This is a genomic window from Kitasatospora sp. NPDC101235 (genome assembly GCF_044767505.1).
Classification (GTDB): Bacteria; Actinomycetota; Actinomycetes; order Streptomycetales; family Streptomycetaceae; genus Kitasatospora.
Genome location: NZ_JBIWNZ010000006.1, coordinates 1 through 21907, shown reverse-complemented (window position 1 = coordinate 21907; position 21907 = coordinate 1). Strand labels below are relative to the sequence as shown.

Annotated in this window: 20 protein-coding genes and 1 rRNA gene; 17 read left to right on the top strand and 4 right to left on the bottom strand. The window is 70.9% G+C overall.

The window, feature by feature from the left end; translation table 11 throughout:
- Positions 1 to 68: 68 nt before the first annotated feature.
- Both fabG and fabI read left to right on the top strand, forming a co-directional pair.
- Positions 69 to 788 carry a 3-oxoacyl-[acyl-carrier-protein] reductase gene (fabG, locus tag ACIRRH_RS12175; protein WP_403065590.1) on the top strand — a complete coding sequence of 240 codons (720 nt, stop codon included), beginning with the start codon at positions 69 to 71 and terminating at the stop codon, positions 786 to 788.
- A gap of 2 nt (positions 789 to 790) precedes the next feature.
- Positions 791 to 1558, top strand: coding sequence for an enoyl-ACP reductase FabI (gene fabI, locus ACIRRH_RS12170; RefSeq protein WP_224274697.1), 768 nt, complete (start codon positions 791 to 793; stop codon positions 1556 to 1558).
- 208 nt (positions 1559 to 1766) lie between these two features.
- Here the strand turns inward: fabI and ACIRRH_RS12165 are convergent, their stop codons facing one another.
- Positions 1767 to 2441: a FadR/GntR family transcriptional regulator gene (locus ACIRRH_RS12165; RefSeq protein WP_363393667.1), complete on the bottom strand. Its 675-nt coding sequence runs from the start codon at positions 2439 to 2441 to the stop codon at positions 1767 to 1769.
- Between the two features lie 116 nt (positions 2442 to 2557).
- On the opposite strand from ACIRRH_RS12165, the gene ACIRRH_RS12160 reads away from it, so the two are divergent.
- From ACIRRH_RS12160 to ACIRRH_RS12150, 3 genes are all read left to right on the top strand, one after another.
- On the top strand, positions 2558 to 3856 hold the full coding sequence (locus tag ACIRRH_RS12160; RefSeq protein ID WP_403065585.1) for a CynX/NimT family MFS transporter: 1299 nt from the start codon (positions 2558 to 2560) through the stop codon (positions 3854 to 3856).
- A gap of 135 nt (positions 3857 to 3991) precedes the next feature.
- Positions 3992 to 4114 carry an SGM_5486 family transporter-associated protein gene (locus ACIRRH_RS12155; RefSeq protein ID WP_263454436.1) on the top strand — a complete coding sequence of 41 codons (123 nt, stop codon included), beginning with the start codon at positions 3992 to 3994 and terminating at the stop codon, positions 4112 to 4114.
- Positions 4115 to 4236: 122 nt separating this feature from the next.
- Positions 4237 to 4764: a histidine phosphatase family protein gene (locus ACIRRH_RS12150; RefSeq protein WP_224274702.1), complete on the top strand. Its 528-nt coding sequence runs from the start codon at positions 4237 to 4239 to the stop codon at positions 4762 to 4764.
- A 110-nt stretch (positions 4765 to 4874) separates the two neighbouring features.
- On the opposite strand, the gene serB is transcribed toward ACIRRH_RS12150, so the two are convergent.
- Positions 4875 to 6131 (bottom strand): phosphoserine phosphatase SerB, encoded by a 1257-nt coding sequence (serB, locus tag ACIRRH_RS12145; RefSeq protein ID WP_403065580.1) that lies wholly within the window; start codon positions 6129 to 6131, stop codon positions 4875 to 4877.
- Positions 6132 to 6353: 222 nt separating this feature from the next.
- Between serB and ACIRRH_RS12140 the strand changes: the two genes are divergently transcribed.
- The 3 genes from ACIRRH_RS12140 to ACIRRH_RS12130 all read left to right on the top strand — a co-directional run bounded on the left by ACIRRH_RS12140 (position 6354) and on the right by ACIRRH_RS12130 (position 10982).
- Entirely contained in the window at positions 6354 to 8957 is a 2604-nt protein-coding gene (locus tag ACIRRH_RS12140) for an FHA domain-containing protein (RefSeq protein ID WP_403065577.1), read from the top strand.
- 278 nt (positions 8958 to 9235) lie between these two features.
- Positions 9236 to 10333, top strand: a complete 1098-nt coding sequence (locus ACIRRH_RS12135; protein ID WP_403066255.1) for a GAF domain-containing sensor histidine kinase — start codon at positions 9236 to 9238, stop codon at positions 10331 to 10333.
- Positions 10326 to 10982, top strand: coding sequence for a response regulator (locus ACIRRH_RS12130; RefSeq protein ID WP_403065574.1), 657 nt, complete (start codon positions 10326 to 10328; stop codon positions 10980 to 10982). Before ACIRRH_RS12135 ends, ACIRRH_RS12130 begins: the two co-directional genes overlap by 8 nt.
- 1021 nt (positions 10983 to 12003) lie before the next feature.
- Here the strand turns inward: ACIRRH_RS12130 and ACIRRH_RS12125 are convergent.
- Positions 12004 to 12807 (bottom strand): hypothetical protein, encoded by an 804-nt coding sequence (locus tag ACIRRH_RS12125; protein WP_403065571.1) that lies wholly within the window; start codon positions 12805 to 12807, stop codon positions 12004 to 12006.
- A gap of 149 nt (positions 12808 to 12956) precedes the next feature.
- On the opposite strand from ACIRRH_RS12125, the gene ACIRRH_RS12120 reads away from it, so the two are divergent.
- From ACIRRH_RS12120 to ACIRRH_RS12090, 7 genes are all read left to right on the top strand, one after another.
- Complete coding sequence (locus ACIRRH_RS12120; protein WP_188300480.1) at positions 12957 to 13748, top strand: ABC transporter ATP-binding protein; 792 nt, start codon at positions 12957 to 12959, stop codon at positions 13746 to 13748.
- 120 nt (positions 13749 to 13868) lie between these two features.
- Positions 13869 to 14291 carry an NfeD family protein gene (locus ACIRRH_RS12115; RefSeq protein WP_224274714.1) on the top strand — a complete coding sequence of 141 codons (423 nt, stop codon included), beginning with the start codon at positions 13869 to 13871 and terminating at the stop codon, positions 14289 to 14291.
- Positions 14292 to 14301: 10 nt separating this feature from the next.
- Complete coding sequence (locus ACIRRH_RS12110) at positions 14302 to 15351, top strand: SPFH domain-containing protein (protein WP_316526943.1); 1050 nt, start codon at positions 14302 to 14304, stop codon at positions 15349 to 15351.
- Positions 15352 to 15534: 183 nt separating this feature from the next.
- Positions 15535 to 16293, top strand: a complete 759-nt coding sequence (locus ACIRRH_RS12105; protein WP_403065567.1) for a sulfite exporter TauE/SafE family protein — start codon at positions 15535 to 15537, stop codon at positions 16291 to 16293.
- 38 nt (positions 16294 to 16331) lie between these two features.
- A complete protein-coding gene (locus tag ACIRRH_RS12100; protein ID WP_403065564.1) occupies positions 16332 to 16511 on the top strand; it encodes a DUF1272 domain-containing protein in 180 nt (59 codons plus the stop codon).
- Positions 16512 to 16569: 58 nt separating this feature from the next.
- Positions 16570 to 16875, top strand: coding sequence for a 4a-hydroxytetrahydrobiopterin dehydratase (locus tag ACIRRH_RS12095; RefSeq protein WP_403065561.1), 306 nt, complete (start codon positions 16570 to 16572; stop codon positions 16873 to 16875).
- Between the two features lie 118 nt (positions 16876 to 16993).
- Entirely contained in the window at positions 16994 to 18994 is a 2001-nt protein-coding gene (locus ACIRRH_RS12090; RefSeq protein WP_403065558.1) for a PQQ-binding-like beta-propeller repeat protein, read from the top strand.
- A gap of 101 nt (positions 18995 to 19095) precedes the next feature.
- Here the strand turns inward: ACIRRH_RS12090 and ACIRRH_RS12085 are convergent, their stop codons facing one another.
- Positions 19096 to 19626 (bottom strand): HNH endonuclease, encoded by a 531-nt coding sequence (locus ACIRRH_RS12085; RefSeq protein WP_224274729.1) that lies wholly within the window; start codon positions 19624 to 19626, stop codon positions 19096 to 19098.
- Between the two features lie 293 nt (positions 19627 to 19919).
- Between ACIRRH_RS12085 and tyrS the strand changes: the two genes are divergently transcribed.
- Positions 19920 to 21188 carry a tyrosine--tRNA ligase gene (tyrS, locus tag ACIRRH_RS12080; RefSeq protein WP_403066253.1) on the top strand — a complete coding sequence of 423 codons (1269 nt, stop codon included), beginning with the start codon at positions 19920 to 19922 and terminating at the stop codon, positions 21186 to 21188.
- A 626-nt stretch (positions 21189 to 21814) separates the two neighbouring features.
- Positions 21815 to 21907: ribosomal RNA gene (locus tag ACIRRH_RS12075) — 16S ribosomal RNA — on the top strand; the annotation flags it as partial.

Below are 21907 nucleotides of genomic sequence, written 5' to 3'. Positions count from 1 at the left end.
CCGCCCGATAGCGTCACAGTGCGTACGCATTCCGACGTACGCGCTCACACACGGAGAGAGGTGGATCGTTGAGCCGCTCGGTTCTCGTCACCGGAGGAAACCGGGGCATCGGCCTCGCGATCGCCCAGGCCTTCGCCGAAGCGGGCGACAAGGTGGCCATCACCAGCCGCTCGGGCGAGGTGCCGGAGGCGCTGGCCAAGTACGACGTCCTCGCGGTCCGCTGCGACATCACGGACTCCGCGCAGGTCGACGCCGCCTTCACCGAGATCGAGCAGAAGCACGGTGCGGTCGAGGTTCTGGTCGCCAACGCGGGCATCACCAACGACACCCTGCTGCTGCGCATGTCCGAGGAGGACTTCACCTCCGTCGTGGACACCAACCTGACCGGCACCTTCCGGGTGGTCAAGCGCGCCTCCAAGCTGATGATGCGCGCCAAGAAGGGCCGCGTCGTGCTGATCTCGTCCGTGGTGGGCCTGTCCGGCTCCCCGGGCCAGGCCAACTACGCCGCCTCCAAGGCCGGCCTGGTCGGCTTCGCCCGGTCGCTGGCGCGCGAGCTCGGCCCGCGCAACATCACCGTCAACGTGGTCGCCCCCGGCTTCGTCGACACCGACATGACCGCCGTGCTCAGTGACGAGCGCCGCGCGGAGATCGTCGCGGGCGTGCCGCTGGGCCGCTACGCGGCGCCCGCCGAGGTCGCCTCCACCGTGCGGTTCCTCGCTTCGGACGAGGCCGCGTACATCACTGGAGCCGTCATTCCCGTCGACGGCGGATTGGGCATGGGTCACTGATCATGAGCGGAATCCTCGAAGGCAAGCGGATCCTGATCACCGGTGTGCTGATGGAGTCCTCCATCGCCTTCCACACCGCCAAGCTCGCGCAGGAGCAGGGTGCGGAGATCATCCTCACCGCCTTCCCGCGTCCGAGCCTGACCGAGCGGATCGCCAAGAAGCTGCCGCACCCGGTCAAGGTGCTGGAGCTGGACGTCTCCAACGCGGAGCAGCTGGCCGGCATCGCCGACCAGGTCCGCGAGCACCTGCCGACCCTGGACGGCATCGTCCACTCGATCGGCTTCGCTCCGCAGGACGCTCTGGGCGGCAGCTTCCTGGACACCCCGTGGGAGTCCGTGGCCACCGCGATGCACGTCTCGGCGTACTCGCTGAAGTCGCTGACCACGGCGCTGCTGCCGCTGATGCAGGACGGCGGTTCGGTGGTCGGTCTGACCTTCGACGCCCAGTTCGCCTGGCCGCAGTACGACTGGATGGGCCCGGCCAAGGCCGCCCTGGAGTCGACCAACCGCTACCTGGCGCGCTACCTGGGCGAGCGGGACATCCGCTGCAACCTGATCTCGGCCGGTCCGATCGGCTCGATGGCCGCCAAGTCCATCCCGGGCTTCGGCGAGCTGGCCGACACCTGGAACCACCGCTCCCCGCTGAAGTGGGACCTGAGCGACCCGGAGCCGGCCGGCCGCGGCATCGTCGCGCTGCTGTCGGACTGGTTCCCGAAGACCACCGGCGAGATCATCCACGTCGATGGCGGTCTGCACGCCATCGGCGCCTGACGCTCCGCCCGTACGCCGCTGCCCGGCCCTCCCTCGTGGGGGTGCCGGGCAGCGGCGTTTCGTTCTCGTTTCGGCCGGGGATCCAGGGCGGGCCTGGGCTGCTGGCCGGGATTCCTGGCCGGAGTCGGAGTCGGAGTCGGGGTCGGAGTCGGGGCCGGGGTCGGGCGCGTCGGGCTTGAGGGCGGGCCTGGTGTCGGCGCGCGGGCGGTCAGGCCTCAGCGGTGGCGCAGGCGCCGATGGCGCGGCCCGCCTCGACCGAGGCGCGCTGGGCGTCGCCGGCCCGGATGGCCTCCAGGATGCCGTGGTGGCCGATGTAGCGCTCGGCGATCAGCTCGGGGCCGACGTCGTGCCGCAGGTGCTCGCGGGTGACCTCACCGAGGTCGGCGTAGACGGCGAGCAGGACGTCGTTGTGGGCGGCGGCCACCACGGCCTGGTGGAAGGCGGCGTCGGCCTGGATGAAGTCCTCCGCCTCGCCGGAGTGCCAGGCGGCCTCCCGGCGGGCCAGCGCGCCGTCCAGCAGCTCCAGGTCGCGCGCGGTGCGGCGGTGGGCGGCGAGGCCCGCCGCCGAGGTCTCCAGTGCCGCCCGCAGCTCGGCGATCTGGGCCTGTTCGGCGTCGGCGAAGCGGCGGTGCATCACTCCGGCCAGCTCGCTGGTGGCCAGCACGTACGTGCCGGAGCCCTGCCTGATGTCGAGCAGCCCGTTGTGGGCGAGGGCGCGGACGGCCTCGCGGACGGTGTTGCGGGCGACGCCGAGCTGTTCGACCAGGGCGGCCTCGGTGGGGATGCGCGAGCCGACCGGCCACTCCCCGGAAGTGATCTGGGCACGCAGCTGTGCGATCACCTGGTCGGACAGCGGGGTGCGCCTCGGCGAGGACAGCGCCACGGGGGACTCCTTGCGACTACGGCTCGGGTGGGGCCTGGGTGGGAGGTGGCCGGTGGATGAACGGTCGGCACATCATGCCAATTACGAGGTGCATCAATTCATCCCATCATTCTATGATGTCGCTCATGCCCGCAGCAGACACCACCGCTTCCACCCCGACCGAGACCCGGCGGCCGCCGGCCGAACGGCCCGCCGCCTCAGGCTCCGCCAAGTACCTGGGCTGGCTGTTCGCCGTCGCGATCGCCGCCGCAGCCTTCAACCTTCGCCCCGTGGTCACCAGCCTCGGGCCGCTGCTCGACCAGGTCCGCGCCGACCTGGGAATGAACCCGACCCTCGCCGGGCTGCTCACCGCCGTCCCGTCGCTGTGCTTCGCACTGTTCGGCTTCGCAGCCCCGGCCGCAGCCCGCCGGATCGGCCCCATCGCGGTGATCACGGCCGGCATGGGCGCGATCGCCGCGGGCGTGCTGGCCCGCTCCTTCGCGGGTGGCACCGCGGTCTTCCTGCTGCTGACCGCGCTCGCGCTGGCCGGCGTTGCGGTCTCCAACGTGCTGCTCCCGGTCGTGATCAAGCGCTACTTCCCGGAGAAGGTAGGTCCGATGATCGGCCTGTACTCCATGGCGCTGTCCGCCGGCACCGCGCTGGCCGCCGCCGTCACCGTGCCGTTGACCAGCGCGTTCGGCGGCGACTGGCGCTACGGCCTGGGCGTCTGGGCGGCGCTCGGTGCGCTCGCGCTGCTGCTCTGGCTGCCGGTGCTGATCGCCAAGCGCGAGCGCGGCGAGCGGGCGGGCGGCAACGCCGTCCCGGCCAAGCTGCCGATCACCCGCAGCCGTACGGCCTGGGCGCTGGCCGGCTTCTTCGGCCTCCAGGCCAGCGGTGCGTACATGGTGATGGGCTGGCTGCCGAAGATCTTCCAGGACGCCGGCATCGACAAGGGCACCTCCGGGGTGCTGCTCGCGGTCACCATGGTGATCGGCGTGCCGGTCTCCTACGTCCTGCCCAACCTCGCCGCCCGCCGCGGTGACCAGCGGCCGTTCGTGGTCGTGCTGGCCTCGTGCGGCATCGCCGGCTACGCGGGGCTGGCGCTCGCTCCGGCCGGCGCGCCGTGGGTCTGGGCGGTCCTGGTGGGCCTGTCCAACTGCGCCTTCCCGCTGGTGCTGACGATGATCGGACTGCGCGCCCGGACGGCCGGCGGCGTCGCACAGCTGTCCGCATTCGCCCAGGGGATCGGCTACCTGATCTCCGTTCCCGGCCTGATCCTGATCGGCCGGATCTACGACGTCACCGGCCAGTGGTACTGGCCGCTGGGCTTCCTGGCCCTGCTGCTGGTGCCGCAGATGCTGTTCGGCCTGCGCGCGGCGCTGGCCCGGTACATCGAGGACGAGGCGGTGCACCCGGGGGAGCCGGCCGGGGCGTGACGCCCGACGGAGGTGTGTGACGCCGGGGACCGGACGCGGCGGTGAAGGGCGAGGACCGACGGGGAAGGTCAAGGCCTGGCCAAGGCGGTGGGGCCAGCGGACGGCGGGCGTGTTCGGGATGGGAGAATTCCGGACATGCCCGTTCTCGATCCTGATCCCACCGACGGCCGCAAGCAGCTCGGCCGCATCGCCCTCGCCTTCGGCGCCATCGTGGTGCTGGTGGCGATCATCGCCACCGTCGCGGCCACGATGGGCTGAGGGATTCCGTACGCCACCTGATGCCCTGGTGAACGGGGCTTGGTGAGGCCTCTCGTCCCTCGGAGTGGTGGCATCCGGGAGCATCGCGCCGCCGGGCCGCTTTTCTGCCAAGCTTGCTGGGTATGAGCGCCGACACGCCCCGCAGGATCATCGTTCTCCGTCATGCCAAGGCCGACTGGCCGAACGGTGTGGACGACCACGAGCGGCCGCTGGCCGACCGGGGCCGACACCAGGCTCCGGACGCCGGCCGCTGGCTGGTCGACTCCGGCATCAACCCCGACTACGTGCTCTGCTCCACCGCGCTGCGCACCCGTGAGACCTGGAAGCTGGCGGCGCACGAGCTGCCGAAGCGGGCCCGCAAGACGGTGTACGAGGACCGGGTCTACGAGGCCAGCCCCGGCGAGATCATCGCCGTGCTCCAGGAGACTCCGGAGGAGTTCTCGGACCTGGTTCTGGTCGGCCACAACCCGGGTGTGCTGGGTCTGACCCAGGTGTTGGCCGGGGACGCGGGCGACCGGGACGCGCTGGAGCGGCTTCGGCTCGGGGGCTTCCCGACGGCGGCGATCGCCGTGCTCAGCTTCAGCGGCTCCTGGAAGGGCGTCGAGCCGGGCGTGGCCCAGCTGGTCTCGTACTACACGCCGCAGGACTGATCCCGGGAACGTACGCGAGGGGCGCGCGGATTTGATCCGCGCGCCCCTCGCGTGCATCCGAAGGCCCTCTTCGGGCGGGCCTCACTCCATCGGCCGTGGCCGGCCGGCCCTTACTCGGTCGGGGTGCCGTGCAGCGCGTCGGCAGCCTCGACCTCCTCGCGGGTGATGCCCAGCAGGTACAGCACGGTGTCCAGGAACGGCACGTTCACCGCGGTGTCGGCGGCCTCGCGCACCACCGGCTTGGCGTTGAACGCCACCCCGAGGCCGGCCGCGTTCAGCATGTCCAGGTCGTTGGCGCCGTCGCCGATCGCCACCGTCTGCTCCAGCGGCACCTTCGCCTGCTCGGCGAAGCGGGCCAGCCAGCGGGCCTTGCCCGCCCGGTCCACGATCTCGCCGACCACCCGGCCGGTGAACCTGCCGTCCACCACCTCCAGGGTGTTCGCGGCCGCGAAGTCCAGCCCCAGCTGCTCCACCAAGTGGTCGGTGACCTGGGTGAAGCCGCCGGACACCACCGCGACCTGGTAGCCGAGGCGCTGGAGGGTACGGATCAGGGTGCGCGCGCCCGGCGTGAAGCGGACCTCGGCGCGGACCTTCTCCGTCACTGAGGCGTCCAGTCCGGCCAGCAGCGCCACCCGGGCCCGCAGCGACTCGGCGAAGTCCAGCTCGCCGCGCATCGCCGCCGCCGTCACCTCGGCGACCTTCTCCTCGCAACCCGCGTGGGCGGCGAACAGCTCGATCACCTCGTCCTGGATGAGCGTGGAGTCGACGTCCATGACGACCAGGCGCTTGGCCCGGCGTTCCAGCCCTGCCGCGACCACCGCGACGTCCACCCGCTGGGTGGCCGCCTCCTGGGCCAGCGCGGCCCGCAGCTCGTCGGTGGCGACACCGGAGACGGCCAGCTCGACCGCCGTCACCGGGTACTTGGCGAGCCTGAAGACACGGTCGATGTTGCCGCCCGAGGCGGTGATCCGGGAGGTGAGCGCGGAGACGGCAGCGGCCGTCAGCGGGTTGCCGAGCACCGTGACGTGCGAGCGGCCCTCACGGCGCGGCCGGTTGTCACCGATGCCGGAGAGGATCTCGGCCTGGAGCTTCTGCTCGTCGGCCCAGCGGTGGACGGTGGCCCGCAGCCCACCCTCGGCGCCGGGCGTGGGAGGCGGGGTGACCAGGGCGCACAGCGTGATGCGGCCACGGGTGACGACCTGCTCGATGTCGATGACGTCGACGCCGAAGCCGGCCAGCGTCGCGAAGAGGCCGGCGGTGATGCCGGGGCGGTCCTTGCCGAACACCTTGACGAGCAGGGTGCGCTCGTCCGCGGTCCGGTGCTGGGCGGCGGGGAGGGGCTCAGCGGCCAGGGGCGATGCGTTCATGGTGCCTCCCACGCTACCGGGCGCGCGACGGCCCGGGGGCACCCGTCCCACCTCGCGGGACGCCATGGGTCCGGCTCGGTAGCAGCCTGGTCACAGTCACCCGGGCCGACTTTCATCAGCGGTCGGCGGGCTGGAATGATTCCCCCCGTCAATCACAGGAACATCGCACCCCTGGCCGGGGGCCACAATTCGGGGGAACCGAGAGAGCGGGGCAGGCGCGCAGTGCCGCAACTCGTCATTGAGATCAACGGACAGCAGCGGACTCTGGAACCGGGGCGGTCCTACACCATCGGGCGAAACCCGCAGTCCGACTTCCCGTTCGACGACGCCAGGGTGTCCTGGCAGCACGGGACCATCAGCTTCAACGGCAGCGGTTGGCAACTGGACGACCACGGCAGTACCAACGGAACGTACGTGGCCGGCGCCCGCACCATGCAGGCCCAGCTGTTCCCCGGTGCCGTGGTCAACCTGGGCAACCCGGAGAACGGTCCCCGGCTCGGCTTCTCCGCACCCGCGCCCGCCGCCGCTCCGCAGACCGCCCCGGTGCACGAGGCCACCACCAGCCGTGGTCCGGTGCCCACTCCCCAGCAGCCCGCTCCGCAGCAGGGCTGGCCGCAGCACGACCCGTACCAGCAGCCGCAGCAGCAGGCCTGGCCGGGGCAGCCGCAGGCCCAGCCGCCGTTCCCGCAGCAGCAGTACGCGCCGCCGCAGGCCCAGCCGGCCCCGCAGCCCCAGCCCCAGCACGGTGGCTTCCCGCAGCAGCAGGGCTTCCAGGGCCCGCCGCAGCAGGGTGGCGACGGGCCGCAGCCGACCATCATCCGCAACCTGACGTCGGCGATGCGCACCGTCCGGATCGGTCGTGCGCTCGACAACGACATCGTGGTGTCCGATCTCCAGGTCTCCCGCCACCACGCCGAGCTGCGTCAGCTCCCGGACGGCCGCTACGAGATCGTCGACCTCGGCAGCCACAACGGCATCTTCCTCAATGGTCAGCGGGTACAGCGTCAGCTGATGGGCCCGCAGGACCGCCTGACCGTCGGCCACTCCGGCTTCGTGCTGGTCGGCGACCAGCTCCAGGAGTTCGTCGACACCGGCGCGGTCTCCTTCTCCGCCCGCCACCTGACCGTCGAGGTCGAGCACAAGGGCGGCAAGAAGATCCTGCTCAACGACGTCAGCTTCGGCGTCCCGGAGAAGTCCCTGGTCGCGGTCATCGGCCCGTCCGGTTCCGGCAAGTCCACGCTGCTGCGCGCCCTCACCGGGTACCGCCCGGCCGACCGCGGCGAGGTCCTGTACGACGGCCGCAACCTCTACAAGCAGTTCGCTGAGCTCCGCTCGCGCATCGGCCTGGTGCCGCAGTCCGAGATCCTGCACCGCGAGCTCACCGTCCGAAAGGGCCTCAAGTACGCGGCCAGGCTGCGCTTCCCCGGCGACACCGAGGCACGCGAGCGCGAGGCCCGGATCGACGAGGTGCTGTACGAGCTGCGCCTGGACAAGCGCGCCGACAACAAGATCACCGCGCTTTCCGGCGGCCAGCAGAAGCGTGTCTCGGTCGCCCTGGAGCTGCTCACCAAGCCCTCGCTGATCTTCCTGGACGAGCCCACGTCGGGCCTCGACCCGGGCATGGACCGTGAGGTCATGCAGATGCTGCGAGGCCTCGCCGACGACGGCCGCACCATCCTGGTCGTCACCCACTCGGTGGCCGAACTCGCACTGTGCGACCGGCTGCTCGTGATGGCGCCGGGCGGTTCGGTGGCCTACTTCGGCCCGCCGGACGAGGCGCTGCACTTCTTCGGGTACGAGACCTGGGCGGACGTCTTCCAGGCCTTCGAGAACTACCCGGACCACGACTGGGCCGGTCGCTACCGGGGCTCGGTGCACTACCAGCAGTACTCCGCACCCACCGTGGAGGCGGGCGAGGTGCAGCACGCCCAGGTCGCCCAGGAGGCCGTCAAGCCGCCGAAGCCGCAGAGCTGGGGCTCGCAGCTGTGGACCCTGATGCGCCGCTACATGTCGGTGCTCGCCTCGGACCGCGGCTTCCTGGCGCTGTCGGTGCTGCTGCCTGCGGTCATCGGCGCGGTCAGCGTGTTGATCCCCAACGAACCGGGGCTCGCACCCAACCCGAAGACGCAGCTCCACCTCAACAGCGGGGCCGCGACGATCATGCTGATCCTGGCGATCGGCGCCTGCTTCTCCGGTGCGGCCAACTCGGTCCGTGAGTTGATCAAGGAACGGGCGATCTACGAACGGGAACGGGCCACCGGCCTGTCCCGCTCGGCGTACATGATGTCCAAGATCATTGTGCTGGGCATCTTCAGCGTGATCCAGGGCGCGATCATCTCCGCCGTCGGCTTCCTGCCGCGCAAGCTCCCCGAGCACGGCCTGATCGTCAAGAACCTGCCGATCATCGAGATGACCATCGGCATGATCCTGCTCAGCTTCGCTGCGATGATGTTCGGTCTGATGATCTCCGCGCTGGTGAAGACCGCCGAGAAGACCATGCCGCTGCTGGTCATGTTCGCCATCGTCCAGGTCGTCTTCACCGGCTGCCTCTTCCAGATCTTCAGCAAGCCCGGCCTGGAACAGATCGCCTGGCTGATGCCGGCCCGCTGGGGCACCGGCATCGTGTCCACCACGCTCGACCTGTCCACGCTCATGGGCCCCTGGAACAAGGACTTCCAGAACCCCAACTACGACCCGCTCTGGAAGCACAGCGTCGCCCAGTGGGCGATCGACGCGGGCGTGCTGATCGCCATCTCGATCGTCATCGGCGTCCTCGTGACCCGGCTCCAGCGCCGGCACGAGCCCGAGGTCATGCAGAAGGGCTGACCCCTTCTCCGACAGCAGGCCGAGGGGTGGCTCTCCCACTGGGGAGGGCCGCCCCTCGGCGTTCCGGGCGGTCTCCCGAGGCTCCGGGCGGGCCCTGCGGCCTAGGCCCCCGGACCTGGGCCCGGGGCGGCCGCGGACGGACGCGGCGGTCGTCACGGCGGCGGTAGTTTGGCGGTATGCCCAGCACCACCGGAGACCACCGTGCCCACCGGGGCCCGCTGTCCGCCTGCGAACCGTGCCTGTCCGGGATCGAGGCCGTCAGCCAGGCGCTGCTCGCCATGAGCCGGCACCTGGAGGTCCGCGAGGTGCTGCGCCGCATCACCGCCTCCGCCCGGGGTCTGCTCGGCGCCGAGTACGCGGCCCTGGGCGTGCCCGACGACCACGGGGGCTTCGCCCAGTTCGTGGTCGACGGTGTCACCGACGAGCAGTGGCGGGCGATCGGCCCGCTGCCCCGGCAGCACGGCGTGCTTGCCGCCATGCTGCACGAGACCGGCCCCACCCGGCTCGTGGACGTCCGCAAAGCACCCGCCTTCGAAGGGTGGCCCGCGGCCCACCCCGATATGGACGCCTTTCTCGGCATGCCGATCCTGGACACCGACGCGGCCGAGGATGAGCCGCAGGTGATGGGCGTCATCTTCCTCGCCAACAAGCGCGGCGGGGGCCTCTTCACCGACCACGACGAGGAACTGCTGCGGATCCTTGCCGCGCACGCCGCCCTCGCCCTCTCCAACGCCCGGCTGTACGAACGCAGCCGCGAGCTCACACTGGCCGGCGAGCGTGCCCGGATCGCCCATGACCTGCACGACGCCGTCTCGCAGAAGCTCTTCTCGCTCCGGCTCACCGCCAAGGCGGCCGCCAAGCTCGTCGACCGCGACCCGGCCCGGGCGCGCGCCGAGCTTGCCGAGGTCGCCCGGCTGGCCGCCGAGGCCGCCGACGAACTGCGCGCCGTCGTCGTGGAACTGCGTCCCGCCGCCCTGGAGGAGGACGGGCTGAGCGCCACCCTCGCCTCCCAGGTACAGGTCCTCGACCGGGCGCACACCGCCGACGTCGTCTTCGCCGCCGACGGCGTCCGGGCGCTGCCGCCCGCCCAGGAGGCCGCGCTGCTGAGAGTCGCCCAGGAAGCGCTGCACAATGCGCTGCGCCACTCCGGCGCCCGCCGGGTCACCGTCACCCTGGCCGGGACGCCTGCGCGCGGTGCGGTGCTGCGCGTGCACGATGACGGGCGCGGCTTCGATCCAGAGTCCGTCCGTCGGGCCGGCCGCCACCTCGGCCTGGCCTCGATGCGCGACCGCGCGGCCGCCGTCGGCGGCACGCTCACCCTGGAGTCGGCCCCCGGCCGGGGGACGCTCGTCGAGATGGAGGTCCCCGGTGCCTGAGAGCACACCGTTGATCCGTGTCCTGCTGGTCGACGACCACCAGGTGGTTCGACGCGGGCTGCGCACCTTCCTGGAAGTCCAGGACGACATCGAGGTGGTCGGGGAGGCCGCCGATGGGGCGGAGGGCGTCGAGCGGGCCCGTGAACTCGACCCTGACGTCGTCCTGATGGACCTCAAGATGCCCGGCGTCGACGGCATCGAGGCGCTGCGCACGCTCAAGGGGGAGGGCAGCCGCGCCCGGATCCTGATCGTCACCAGCTTCACCGAGCACCGCACGATGGTGCCCGCGCTGCGGGCCGGTGCGGCCGGGTACGTCTACAAGGACGTGGACCCGGAGGCGCTGGCCGGGGCGATCCGTTCGGTGCATGCCGGCCACGTTCTGCTCCAGCCCGAACTGGCCGAGGCTCTCCTTTCCGACGATGGCCCGCGCGCTCCACAGGGCCGCGGTGGCACGCTCACAGAGCGCGAGCGCGAAGTGCTCGGTCACATCGCCGATGGCCGCTCCAACCGGGAGATCGCCCGCAGCCTGCACCTCTCGGAGAAGACGGTGAAGACCCATGTGTCCAACATCCTCATGAAGCTGGATCTGGCCGACCGCACCCAGGCAGCACTCTGGGCCGTTCGCCACGGAGAGACCCGCGAGGGGTAGTGCGCTGGGGGCGCGGGAAGTCGGTGCGGACGCCGTGCCGATCGGCAGGTTTTCGGCCAGGTCAGGCTTCAAACAGCGGTCCCGCATGTGCTGTTCGGCAGGGATAGTCCGAATTGGGGTGATGTGTAGTCAGTTGGCTGTGCCAGGCTGATCGCCGACACCGATCCCGAGGGAGGGCCGGATGAACGCGATGCGCAGTGAGTGCGGGCCTGTCGTACTGGCCCATGAACTTGAGTTGACGTGCCGCATGTTCGATGAGCCGTCGATGTCCGGGCCTGGGTCGCAACCGATTGCCGAGGGCGGAAATCGAGGACGGGAACCAGGTGGACGCTTGTCCGGGTGCCGGGCGGCGAGAGTGGATGTCCGCGCAGCCGAGGCCATCGAGCGTGGAGCGAGCTTGGTTCGGGAGGCAGTCCGAGAGCGGGAGGCCTACGGGCCGGAGCTGCTGAGGCGCCGGCTTCGGATGCGGCGTTGGCAGTTCAACCTGGCACGGGAACGTGAACTGATCCCAGAGCCGGACCTCGACAACGGCACCTGGTCGGCCCTCATCGAGGCGCAGCTGAAGGCCCGTGCCGAGGAGATCATCCTCGCGCTGGGCGCTGTGCCGCCGGTGGGGGCGGCCAAAGCGGCCACGGTTCTGGGCCACACCACCGGTCTGTTGGTGATCGCCGAAGACATCAGGCGGCTTGCCGCCGCAGGGGAGCTGCGCCCCTGCGGCGGATATCGAGGCTGGCCGACATACAGCCGGGAGGCCTTGGCCGCCGTCCCGCGTGCCGCGGTGGAGCAGGTCGTCAGGAAACGTATGCACAAGGCTGCGGCCACGGCGCGGGCCGCGGCCGAGGCGCTGGAGCGACGGCTTGCGGAGAGCTACTCGGTGGAGGAGGCAGCCGAAGTCCTGGGGTGGTCCCGGTGTCGGCTGGCAGCCGCTACGGCGCGGGGAGGCCTGGCCGCCGGGCCCGACGGCAGGTACGAGCGCGCCGAGGTAATCGCGCTCGCCGTCGACCCCAGGAGTCGGCACCTTTCAGCGGCCGTCTCGCTCGTCGACGAGGGCGTTGTAGGCGGCCACCTGGGCACGTCGGGTCGTGCGCCGCAGCGGGGCCAGGACGGACTGGCGGGCCGCCATCTCGGAGGCGCTGACGGCAGCGCCGTGGCTGTCGGAGGCGATGGTGAGCAAGGCGGACACCTGGCGGGCCGACTCCAGCACACGGACGGCCCGGGGTGGGTAGCCGGGGGCGAGCAGCTCGCTGTGCCCTCGACGGCGGTAGGCATCGAGGGCGCGCAGAGCCTCGGGCCCGGCGCCGGCCACGTCGAGGCGGGTGAGCATGACGGTCGCCTCACGCAGCCCGTCCGCCAGTTCACGTTCCGCCTCGTGCAGCGAGGGTACGTCCGCCGGCGGTGTGTCGTTGACCTCGGAACAGCGCCACAGCACGGTTGCCGAGCGGTCGCCGATCGGGCCGTACACCTCCACCTCCGGCACCAGGCCGAGCGGTGCGCCCACGGCAAGGACGGCCTCACCCGCACTCATGGCCTGCTCGTTGAAAGCCTTCGGGCCGGTCAATCCGAGCGGGTGCCCGGCTGAGGGCAGAGCGAGACGAAGGCCCTTCACGCCGAGCATCCGCAGCCGCCCCAGCGCCCAGGTCAGTCCGTGCTGCTCGCCAGGTTCGTCACCGGGTAGCCCGGTAACCCGGTGGATCTCGTCCGCACCCAGGACAGCCGCAGCGGCGTCGTCCGGCGGCACCAGGCCCGCCAGCAGGGCGTTGCCCCATGCGGTGAGCCGCCCCGAACGGGGCTCTTCGTACGGATTGTCGGCAGGAGTCGCGAGCATCCGGCCAGCCTACGGAATCGGCGGTCATCCGCGTGGCGTAGGTTTGCCCATGCGTGTGCGGCGCACCCATCCCGTGCCCACCGGCTGCCGGAGTAGGCCCGCCGCCCGCACCGACGGCCGAGAATCTTGTTTTTGGGGAAGGCATAGGCATGAGCGACGTGCTGGAGCTGGTGGACGTATCCGTGGTCCGGGAGGGGCGCGCGCTGGTCGACCAGGTCTCGTGGTCCATCTCCGAGGGCGAGCGTTGGGTCATCCTGGGCCCGAACGGCGCCGGCAAGACCACGCTGTTGCAGATCGCCTCCTCGTACCTGTTCCCGACCTCGGGCAAGGTCACAGTGCTGGGTGAGAAGCTCGGCGAGATCGACGTCTTCGAGCTGCGTTCCCGGATCGGCCTGGCCGGCGCCGCCATGTTCGACAAACTGCCGGCCGAGCAGACCGTGCTCCAGACCGTGCTCACCGCCGCGTACGGCATGACTGTCAGCTGGCAGGAGACCTACGAGCAGTCGGACGAGGCCCGCGCCCTCGCCCTGCTCGACCGCCTCGGCATGGCCAACCTCACCGACCGCAAGTTCGGCACCCTCTCCGAGGGCGAACGCAAGCGCACCCTGATCGCCCGCGCCCTGATGACCGACCCCGAGCTGCTGCTGCTTGACGAGCCCGCCGCCGGCCTGGACCTCGGTGGCCGTGAGGACCTGGTCCGCCGACTCGGCGCGCTCGCCCAGGACGAGTTCGCTCCGGCAATGGCGATGGTCACCCACCACGTCGAGGAGATCGCGCCGGGCTTCACCCATGTCCTGATGATCCGCCAGGGGAAGGTGCTCACCGCCGGCCCGATCGACACCGAGCTGACTGCCCGTAACCTCTCCAAGTGCTTCGGCCTGCCGCTCACCCTGGAGCGGCACGGAGACCGCTGGTCGGCCCAGGGTCTGCCGCTGGGCTGAGGCCCCGTCCACTGGTTCATCCGGAAGGCCGTCGGAACCGGTCGCACACGCGACCGGTTTCCGCCCCTCGACCTGCGGGAACTGTCCGCTTCGAAGGCCTTCGCTCCCTAGGATGGATGTGTGGACAGCTGGATCTGGTGGCTTCTGGCCGCCGCAGGGCTCGGCATACCGCTGGTGCTCACCGCGATGCCGGAGTTCGCCATGTTCGCGGTCGGGGCGCTGGCCGCCGCCGGCGTGGCCGCGCTGGGCGGGGGAGTGGTCCTGGAGACCGTGACCTTCGTCGTCGTCTCGGTCGCACTGGTGGTCTTCGTCCGCCCGATCGCCTACCGGCAGCTTCAGAAGGGCCCGCAGGTCAAGATGGGCATCGAGGCGCTCCAGGGCGCCACCGCGGTCGTCGCGGAAACCGTCGACGGGGAGGGCGGGCGGATCAAGCTGAACGGCGAGATCTGGTCGGCCCGTGCGCTCCACCCGGGCCAGGTGTACCAGCCCGGGCAGCAGGTCGACGTCGTCGAAATCCAGGGCGCGACCGCCCTGGTCGTCTAGGGGAGAGTCCGTGGAACCCGTCCTTATCGTTTTGGTCGTCCTGGTCGTGGTGGCCTTCATCGCGCTGATCAAGACGATCCAGGTCATCCCGCAGGCCAGCGCCGCGATCGTGGAGCGCTTCGGCCGCTACACCCGGACGCTCAACGCAGGGCTGAACATCGTCGTCCCGTTCATCGACCGGGTCCGCAACCGGATCGACCTGCGTGAGCAGGTCGTGCCGTTCCCCCCGCAGCCGGTGATCACCCAGGACAACCTGGTCGTCAACATCGACACCGTCATCTACTACCAGGTGACCGACCCCCGCGCCGCGACGTACGAGGTCGCCAGCTACATCCAGGCGATCGAGCAGCTGACCGTCACCACGCTGCGCAACATCATCGGCTCGATGGACCTGGAGTCCACCCTGACCTCGCGCGAGGTCATCAACGCCGGCCTGCGCGGCGTCCTGGACGAGGCCACCGGCAAGTGGGGCATCCGGGTCAACCGCGTCGAGCTGAAGGCGATCGAGCCGCCGACCTCCATCCAGGACTCGATGGAGAAGCAGATGCGCGCCGACCGTGACAAGCGCGCCGCGATCCTCACCGCCGAAGGCCAGCGCCAGGCCCAGATCCTCAAGGCCGAGGGTGAGAAGCAGGCCGAGGTGCTCAAGGCCGAGGGTGAGGCGCAGGCCGCGGTCCTGCGCGCGGACGGTGAGGCGGCCGCGATCCGGACGGTCTTCGAGGCCATCCACGACGGCGACGCCGACCAGAAGCTGCTCGCCTACCAGTACCTCCAGACCCTGCCCGAGCTGGCCAAGGGCGACTCCAACAAGCTCTGGATCATCCCCAGCGAGGTAGGCGACGCGCTCAAGGGCCTTGGCGGCGCCTTCACCGGCCTGACCGGCAACGGCGGGGTGAACGGCGGCGCGGTCGCGGCGCCCAGTGTCCCGCAGGCGGCCCCCGCGGCCACCCAGGTGCCGCTGGACCCGGCATCCGGCCCGCGGCCGGTGGACACCGAGAAGGGCGCCGCCCGTCCCCGCGTGGACCCGGCGCGGGAGTACCCGAAGATCGACCCGGAGTGATCGGTCGAACCGCGCTTCGCCGTGGGCCCGCTGCCAAGAGGTGGCGGGCCCTCGGCCTTTCGCGGTGCCGAATCGTGCGTACCGGGCGCTGTGGCGTGCGTCCCGAATCGTGGGCGGGTCTGGTCGGCCCGCAAGGCCGTCCGGCATGATCCCCTCGGACAGGACCGAGAGGAGAGGTGACCCATGACACTCTGGGAGTCGATCGCCGTCCTGGTGGCCGGCGTCGGCGCCGGGATGATCAATGTGATCGTCGGCTCCGGCACCCTGATCACCTTCCCGGTTCTGCTCGCCGTGGGTATCCCTCCGGTCACCGCCAACGTCTCCAACTCCTTCGGTCTGGTCCCCGGCTCGCTCAGCGGCGTGATCGGGTACCGCCGCGAACTGGTCGGCCAGGGCCGCCGCGTGCTGCGCATGGGCATCGCGTCGCTGCTCGGCGGGCTGGTTGGCGCGCTGCTGTTGATCAAGCTGCCGAGCGGGGCCTTCGACGCGATCGTCCCGGCGCTGATCCTGCTCGCGCTCGTCCTGGTGGTGATCCAGCCCCGGGTGGCCAAGGCCGTCGCCGCCCGTCGCCGCCCCGGCGGCGATCCGGACGGCAACCTGGTGCTGCTGGTCGGGGTGTTCCTGACAGGCATCTACGGCGGCTACTTCGGCGCCGCGCAGGGCGTGCTGCTGATGGCGCTGATGGGCATGCTGCTCCAGGACGACCTCCAGCGGATCAACGCGGTGAAGAACGCCCTGGCGATGATCGTCAACGCAGTCGCCGCGCTCTTCTTCCTCTTCACCTCGACCGTGAACTGGACCGCCGCCGGCCTGATCGCGGCGGGCTCGCTGGTGGGAGGCCTGCTCGGCGCCAAGGTCGGCCGCCGTCTCCCGCCGACCGCGCTGCGCGGTGTCATCGTGGTGGTCGGCCTCGTGGCCGTCACCAGGCTGTTGCTGAGTTGAACGAACGTCAGACCGTACGCAGGTCGGAGGAGTACGCCATGGCCCTGAAGATGCGTGAGAGCTGCGAGCGCTGCGCGGTGTCGCTGAGCGCGGACGGCCGTGCCTCGATATGTTCCTACGAGTGCACCTTCTGCCCGGACTGCACCGAGGCCATGGCCGCCGTCTGCCCCAACTGCGGCGGCGAGCTCGTGGCCCGTCCGCGTCGGAAGGCCGCCTGACACCGGAGCCCCGGACGTCCCGGAAGCCCGGCACCCCCGACCCACCAGGAGCGCGGCGATGACCAGCAGGGCGCGGCTGAACGACGACGAGATCACGGTGGCCTTGGCGGCGCTGCCCCAGTGGACGCGGGAGGGCGACAGCATCGCCCGCAGCGCCGACGCCCCGGACTTCCCGGCGGCGATCCGGGTGGTCGTCGCCGTCGCCGAGCAGGCCGAGGCGCTCGACCACCACCCCGACATCGACATCCGCTGGCGCACTCTGCGCTTCGTCCTGTCCACCCACAGCGCCGGCGGCCTCACCGGGCTGGACTTCACCCTCGCCGCCCGGATCGACGGGGCCTTGCGCGCCGAGTCGGCAGCCTGACGCGACGCCACCGAGAAGCCCGGGACCGTACGACCGAGGGCCCGGGCCGCGTCACCGGGCGGGCGTGAGATGCTGACTGCCGCATTGGCAGGCAGGCGGCTCGGGAGGGACGGAACGGATGGCGCAGGAGCCTTTCGGAGACGCCCACTCCCCGCAGCCGTGGCCGCCCTCAGGCCACTCGGACTGGCAGAACGACGGGTACGGCGGGTACACCGAGCAGCAGCAGACACCGCAGCAGCCGTCGCAGTGGCAGCCGCAGCCGGGCTATGCCTCGGCCGAGTACGGGCAGCAGCAGCCGCAGTTCGGCCAGGGCGTCCACGGGCACACCGGCTACGACCAGACCGGCTACGACCAGACCGGCTACGACCAGAGTGGGTACCACCAGGGCGGGTACGGCCCGGCCGGCTATGGCGAGGGCGGCTACGTCCAGGGCCAGTACGGCGGACAGGAGCAGTACCAGCCGTATCCGCAGTACCCGGACCAGGCACAGCAGTACCAGGCGTACGCGACGTACGCCACCACGCAGCAGCCCGCCGAGGAGGGGCTGTACGTCCCGGCGGGGGCGGAGTACTCGGCGGACGGCTACGTGCACGTCGAGGAGGCCGAGCCGGCGCCCGCGCTCGTCCCCGAGAAGCCCGCGGAGACTTCTCCGGAGCAGGCTCCCGGGCCGCGGGCCGGGACCGCCGCGCCGTCGCGGGCCGCCGCCCGTCGAGGTGCCGGCGGCGGTGCCGGTTCCGGTGCTGGGGCGGGCTCCGATTCCTCGCTCTCCGCCAAGGCCCGGAAGGCCGCCGACGCGGTGCTGACAGGGGAACACGTGCCCAGCCGCAAGACCCTGCTGGTGCGGACCGGCGCCGGGGTGGCTGCGCTGGGAGTGCTGGTGGCGGCCGGGCTGATGGTCGGAACCGAGGGCGGTGGCAGCGCGGCGGCGAGCAGCGGCGGTGAGCCGGGCTTCGCGGTGGCGCACACCCGGGCGTGGGCCGCGCAGCCCGCCGCGGCCGGTTCCTCCGCGGGCGACGACACGCTGATCGGCAGCTGGCTGCTGGCCGACGTGGTGGTCCGGGCCGATGGCTCCGGGGTGCATGCGTACGACCGGGCGGGTGGCAAGCCGACCTGGTCGGTGGAGCCGCCGGCCGCCGGGGCCGTCCCGTGCGGGCTGTCGGCGGGGGTGAACCAGGCGGGCCTGGGCGCGGCGCTGTTCCGTCCGCAGCCCGATCCGAAGAGCCCCTGCACGCTGGTGGCCGCAGTGGACAGCAAGACCGGCAAGACCGCGTGGACCAAGACCCTCTCGGACACCAAGGGCGGCTACTTTGCCCGCGTCGGCGTCACCGAGGACAAGGTGGTCGCCGTCGGCGACGACCGGGTGCTGGCCTGGGAGTCGGCCGACGGGAAGGACGTCTGGCAGTACACCGGGCAGGGCAAGTTCTGCACCCTGTCCGGCGGCGTCAGCGGCAAGACCGTGCTCGTCGCCTCCTCCTGCGCCGACTCGACTCCCGCCGACCAGGCCGTTGCGCTGAACATCGCGGACGGCAAGGTCGGCTGGTGGCGGGGCCTGAACAACCAGCCGAAGACGGTGACCGTGCTGTCCGCCGAGCCGTCCGTGGTCCTCACCACCGGGGAGAAGCCCGAGGCCGACCGGGTGTTCGCCTGGGGCACGGGCGGCGACCCGGCCGCCGAGATCCCGGTGGCCGTCGACGGCGGCCGGCTGGACGTCGGCCACGGTGCGTTTTCGGCCACTCCCGGCGTGTACTTCGAGGGCCGCACGATGGTCACCACCCTGGCCCCGCCGAACGGCGGCGGGCCGGTGGCCGCGGTCGGCTACGACCTGGACACTGGCAAGCAGCGCTGGAAGGTGCCGACCGCCGCCAAGGGCGCTGTCCGGGCGGTCGGCATCGACGGCGGGTCGCTGGTGCTCGCCGCCGACGAACGCCGAGACCAGCCCGCCCGCCTCAGCCGGTTCCCGCTGGCGGGCGGCCAGGAGGCGACCGGCGGCAACTTCCCGCCCGGCACCGGCTCGTTGCTGATCTCCGGACGGGTGCTGATCGGCGGCGGGCAGGTGGTCGTGGTACCCGAGCACTCGACCAACTACGGCACGGCGGCGGGGTACAAGGCGAAGGACTGAGGCCTTCCGCCCCGGTCCGCGCTCATGCCGCCCCCACCCGCCGCCATCCTGACGCCGAGAGTTTCCTCAGGTTGAGAGCGTCGTCGCTCCGGGGAGCCGCCTCACGCGGCGGAGACGGGCCGGCCCGGTACGGTCGGCAGCCAGTCGGCGAGGTCCCGGACCTCCGAGCTGCGCAGACCGAGCGCCAGCATCAGGCTGGCCTGCGGCGTCGGCACGAACGGGCGGCGCAGTAGCTTCATCCCGGCCTGCTCCGGCGTGCGGTCCGCCTTGCGCTGGTTGTCCTCCGGGCAGGCGGCCACGGTGTTCATCCAGCTGTCGGCACCACCGCGCGACTTGGGCTGGAGGTGGTCCACCGTGGTGGCCCGCCGGCCGCAGTACGCGCACAGGTGCTGGTCCCGGGCCAGGACGCCCCGCCGCGACCACGGAGCCTGTTGTCGGAATGGCACCCGTACGTACCGTTGCAGTCTGATCACCCGCGGCACCGGGACGGCCACGCCCGTCCCCCGTATCGAGCGCAGCGGATGCGCCTGCTCCACCACCGCCTTGTCCTGGAGCACCAGGACGACGGCGCGCTGGAGCGACACCGTCGTCAGGGGCTCGTAGCTCGCGTTCAGAACCAGCGTGTTGCGCACTCGGCACACCCTTCCCGCGGGCGTGCCACGGCGGCACGACCGTCTCCACACACGTCACTGCCGCCGCACGGCGGTGGAACCACTCTGAATGGGCCCGCAGCCGTCGAACAACGGAATTTCCGGTATCGGGGAGGGGCCCGGGAGGGCGGGCCGCCCGACCCGGTGGGGTGCCTCGGGGAAAACTCGCTGGCCGGAACCGCGTAGGCTCTAACAGGCTGGAGTCGTACCGACCCGGGGCCCGACCGAATCGGGCCGGCACCGGGCGGACGCCCGATCGAAGGAGAAGCGTGACCGTGACGGACATCGTCGACGAGCTGCGGTGGCGAGGGTTGATCGCCCTGTCCACTGACGAGGACGCACTGCGCAAGGCGTTCGCGGATGGCCCGGTCACGTTCTATTGCGGCTTCGACCCGACGGCCCCCAGCCTGCACCTGGGCAACCTGGTGCAGATCCTCACCATGCGCCGCATCCAGCAGGCGGGGAACCTCCCGCTCGGCCTGGTCGGCGGTGCCACAGGCCTGATCGGCGACCCGAAGCCCACCGCCGAGCGGGTGCTCAACGATCCCGAGACGGTGGCCGGCTGGGTCGAGCGCCTGCGCGGCCAGATCTCGCGCTTCCTCGACTTCGAGGGGCCGTACGCGGCGCGGATGGTCAACAACCTGGACTGGACGTCCGGGATGTCGGCGATCAGCCTGCTGCGTGACGTGGGCAAGTACTTCCGGGTCAACAACATGATCGCCAAGGAGGCCGTCGCCCGACGGCTCAACTCCGACGCGGGCATCAGCTACACCGAGTTCAGCTACCAGATCCTCCAGGGCATGGACTACCTGGAGCTGAACCGCCGCTACGGCTGCGCCCTGCAGACCGGTGGCAGTGACCAGTGGGGCAATCTGACCGCTGGCACGGACCTGATCCGCAAGGCCGACGGCAAGTCCGTCCACGCGCTGGCCACGCCGCTGATCGTCAAGGCCGACGGCACCAAGTTCGGCAAGACCGAGTCCGGCACGGTCTGGCTCGACCCCGAGCTGACCACCCCGTACGCCTTCTACCAGTTCTGGCTGAACGCGGACGACCGGGACATCCCCAACTTCCTGCGGATCTTCAGCTTCCGCTCGAAGGAGGAGATCGAGGAGCTGGAGCGCGAGACCACCGAGCGCCCCGCCGCCCGCCTCGCCCAGCGTGCCCTCGCCGAGGAGCTCACCACTCTGGTGCACGGCGTGGAGCAGTACGAGCGCGCGGTCGCCGCGTCCAAGGCGCTGTTCGGTCAGGGCGACCTCGCCGACCTGGAGGCCGCGACCCTGGCCGCCGCCCTGGCCGAGGTCCCGAAGGCCGAGGTGCCCGAACTCCAGACGGTGGTCGACCTGCTGGTCGCCGTCGGCCTGTCGCCGAGCCGATCGGCCGCCCGCCGGACGATCAAGGAGGGCGGTGCCTACCTCAACAACGTCAAGGTGACGGACGAGGAGGCGGTGCCGACCGAGGCCGACCTGCTGCACGGCCGCTGGCTCGTGCTGCGGCGCGGCAAGCGGAACCTGGCGGCGGCGGAGCTGGTTGCCGTCGGCTGACGGTCTACGGACCGGCCGGCCTGAGGCCAGGCTGAAAATGCACCCGCTCTGAGCTGCGGCTTTGAGCCACGAGGGCCGGATCTGGACAGATCCGGCCCTCGACGTTTGACGATGTCGGCCAGGTGGCCTAGTGTTGAACGAGTCGCTGGAGCGGCCACCTCACTCAGCGCGATCCACTCTCACTCTGATCCCCATGAAAATTGGGCACTTCGGCGTTCCCGCCAATCAGGTGAGTGTGAATTTCGAGTAACACTCGAAATGCGCTAACGTGGTGGATGTCGCGAAAAGCGGACCCGGCCAGTTCGGGAAATTTGGATGAATGAAACTCCGGAAAACGGAGCGGAAAACATCTGATAAGCTGGAAACACGAAAGAACGAAGCCCGGAGGGTCCGCTGGAAGGCGGTCCGAAGGAAGCGTCCGTTCCTTGAGAACTCAACAGCGTGCCAAAAGTCAACGCCAGATATGTTGACATCCCCGGCCTCGGTCGTTTGATCGGGGTTGGAGATTCCTTTTGAAATAACACTAGCGAGGACGCAGTGCGCGGGGCCGCCTTATTCCGGTGGTTGCCGTGCCGCTCAACGCGGGTGTGGACCGGCGCTTTTAATTGAGCATTGCCGGGTAAGCATTCACGGAGAGTTTGATCCTGGCTCAGGACGAACGCTGGCGGCGTGCTTAACACATGCAAGTCGAACGGTGAAGCCCTTCGGGGTGGATCAGT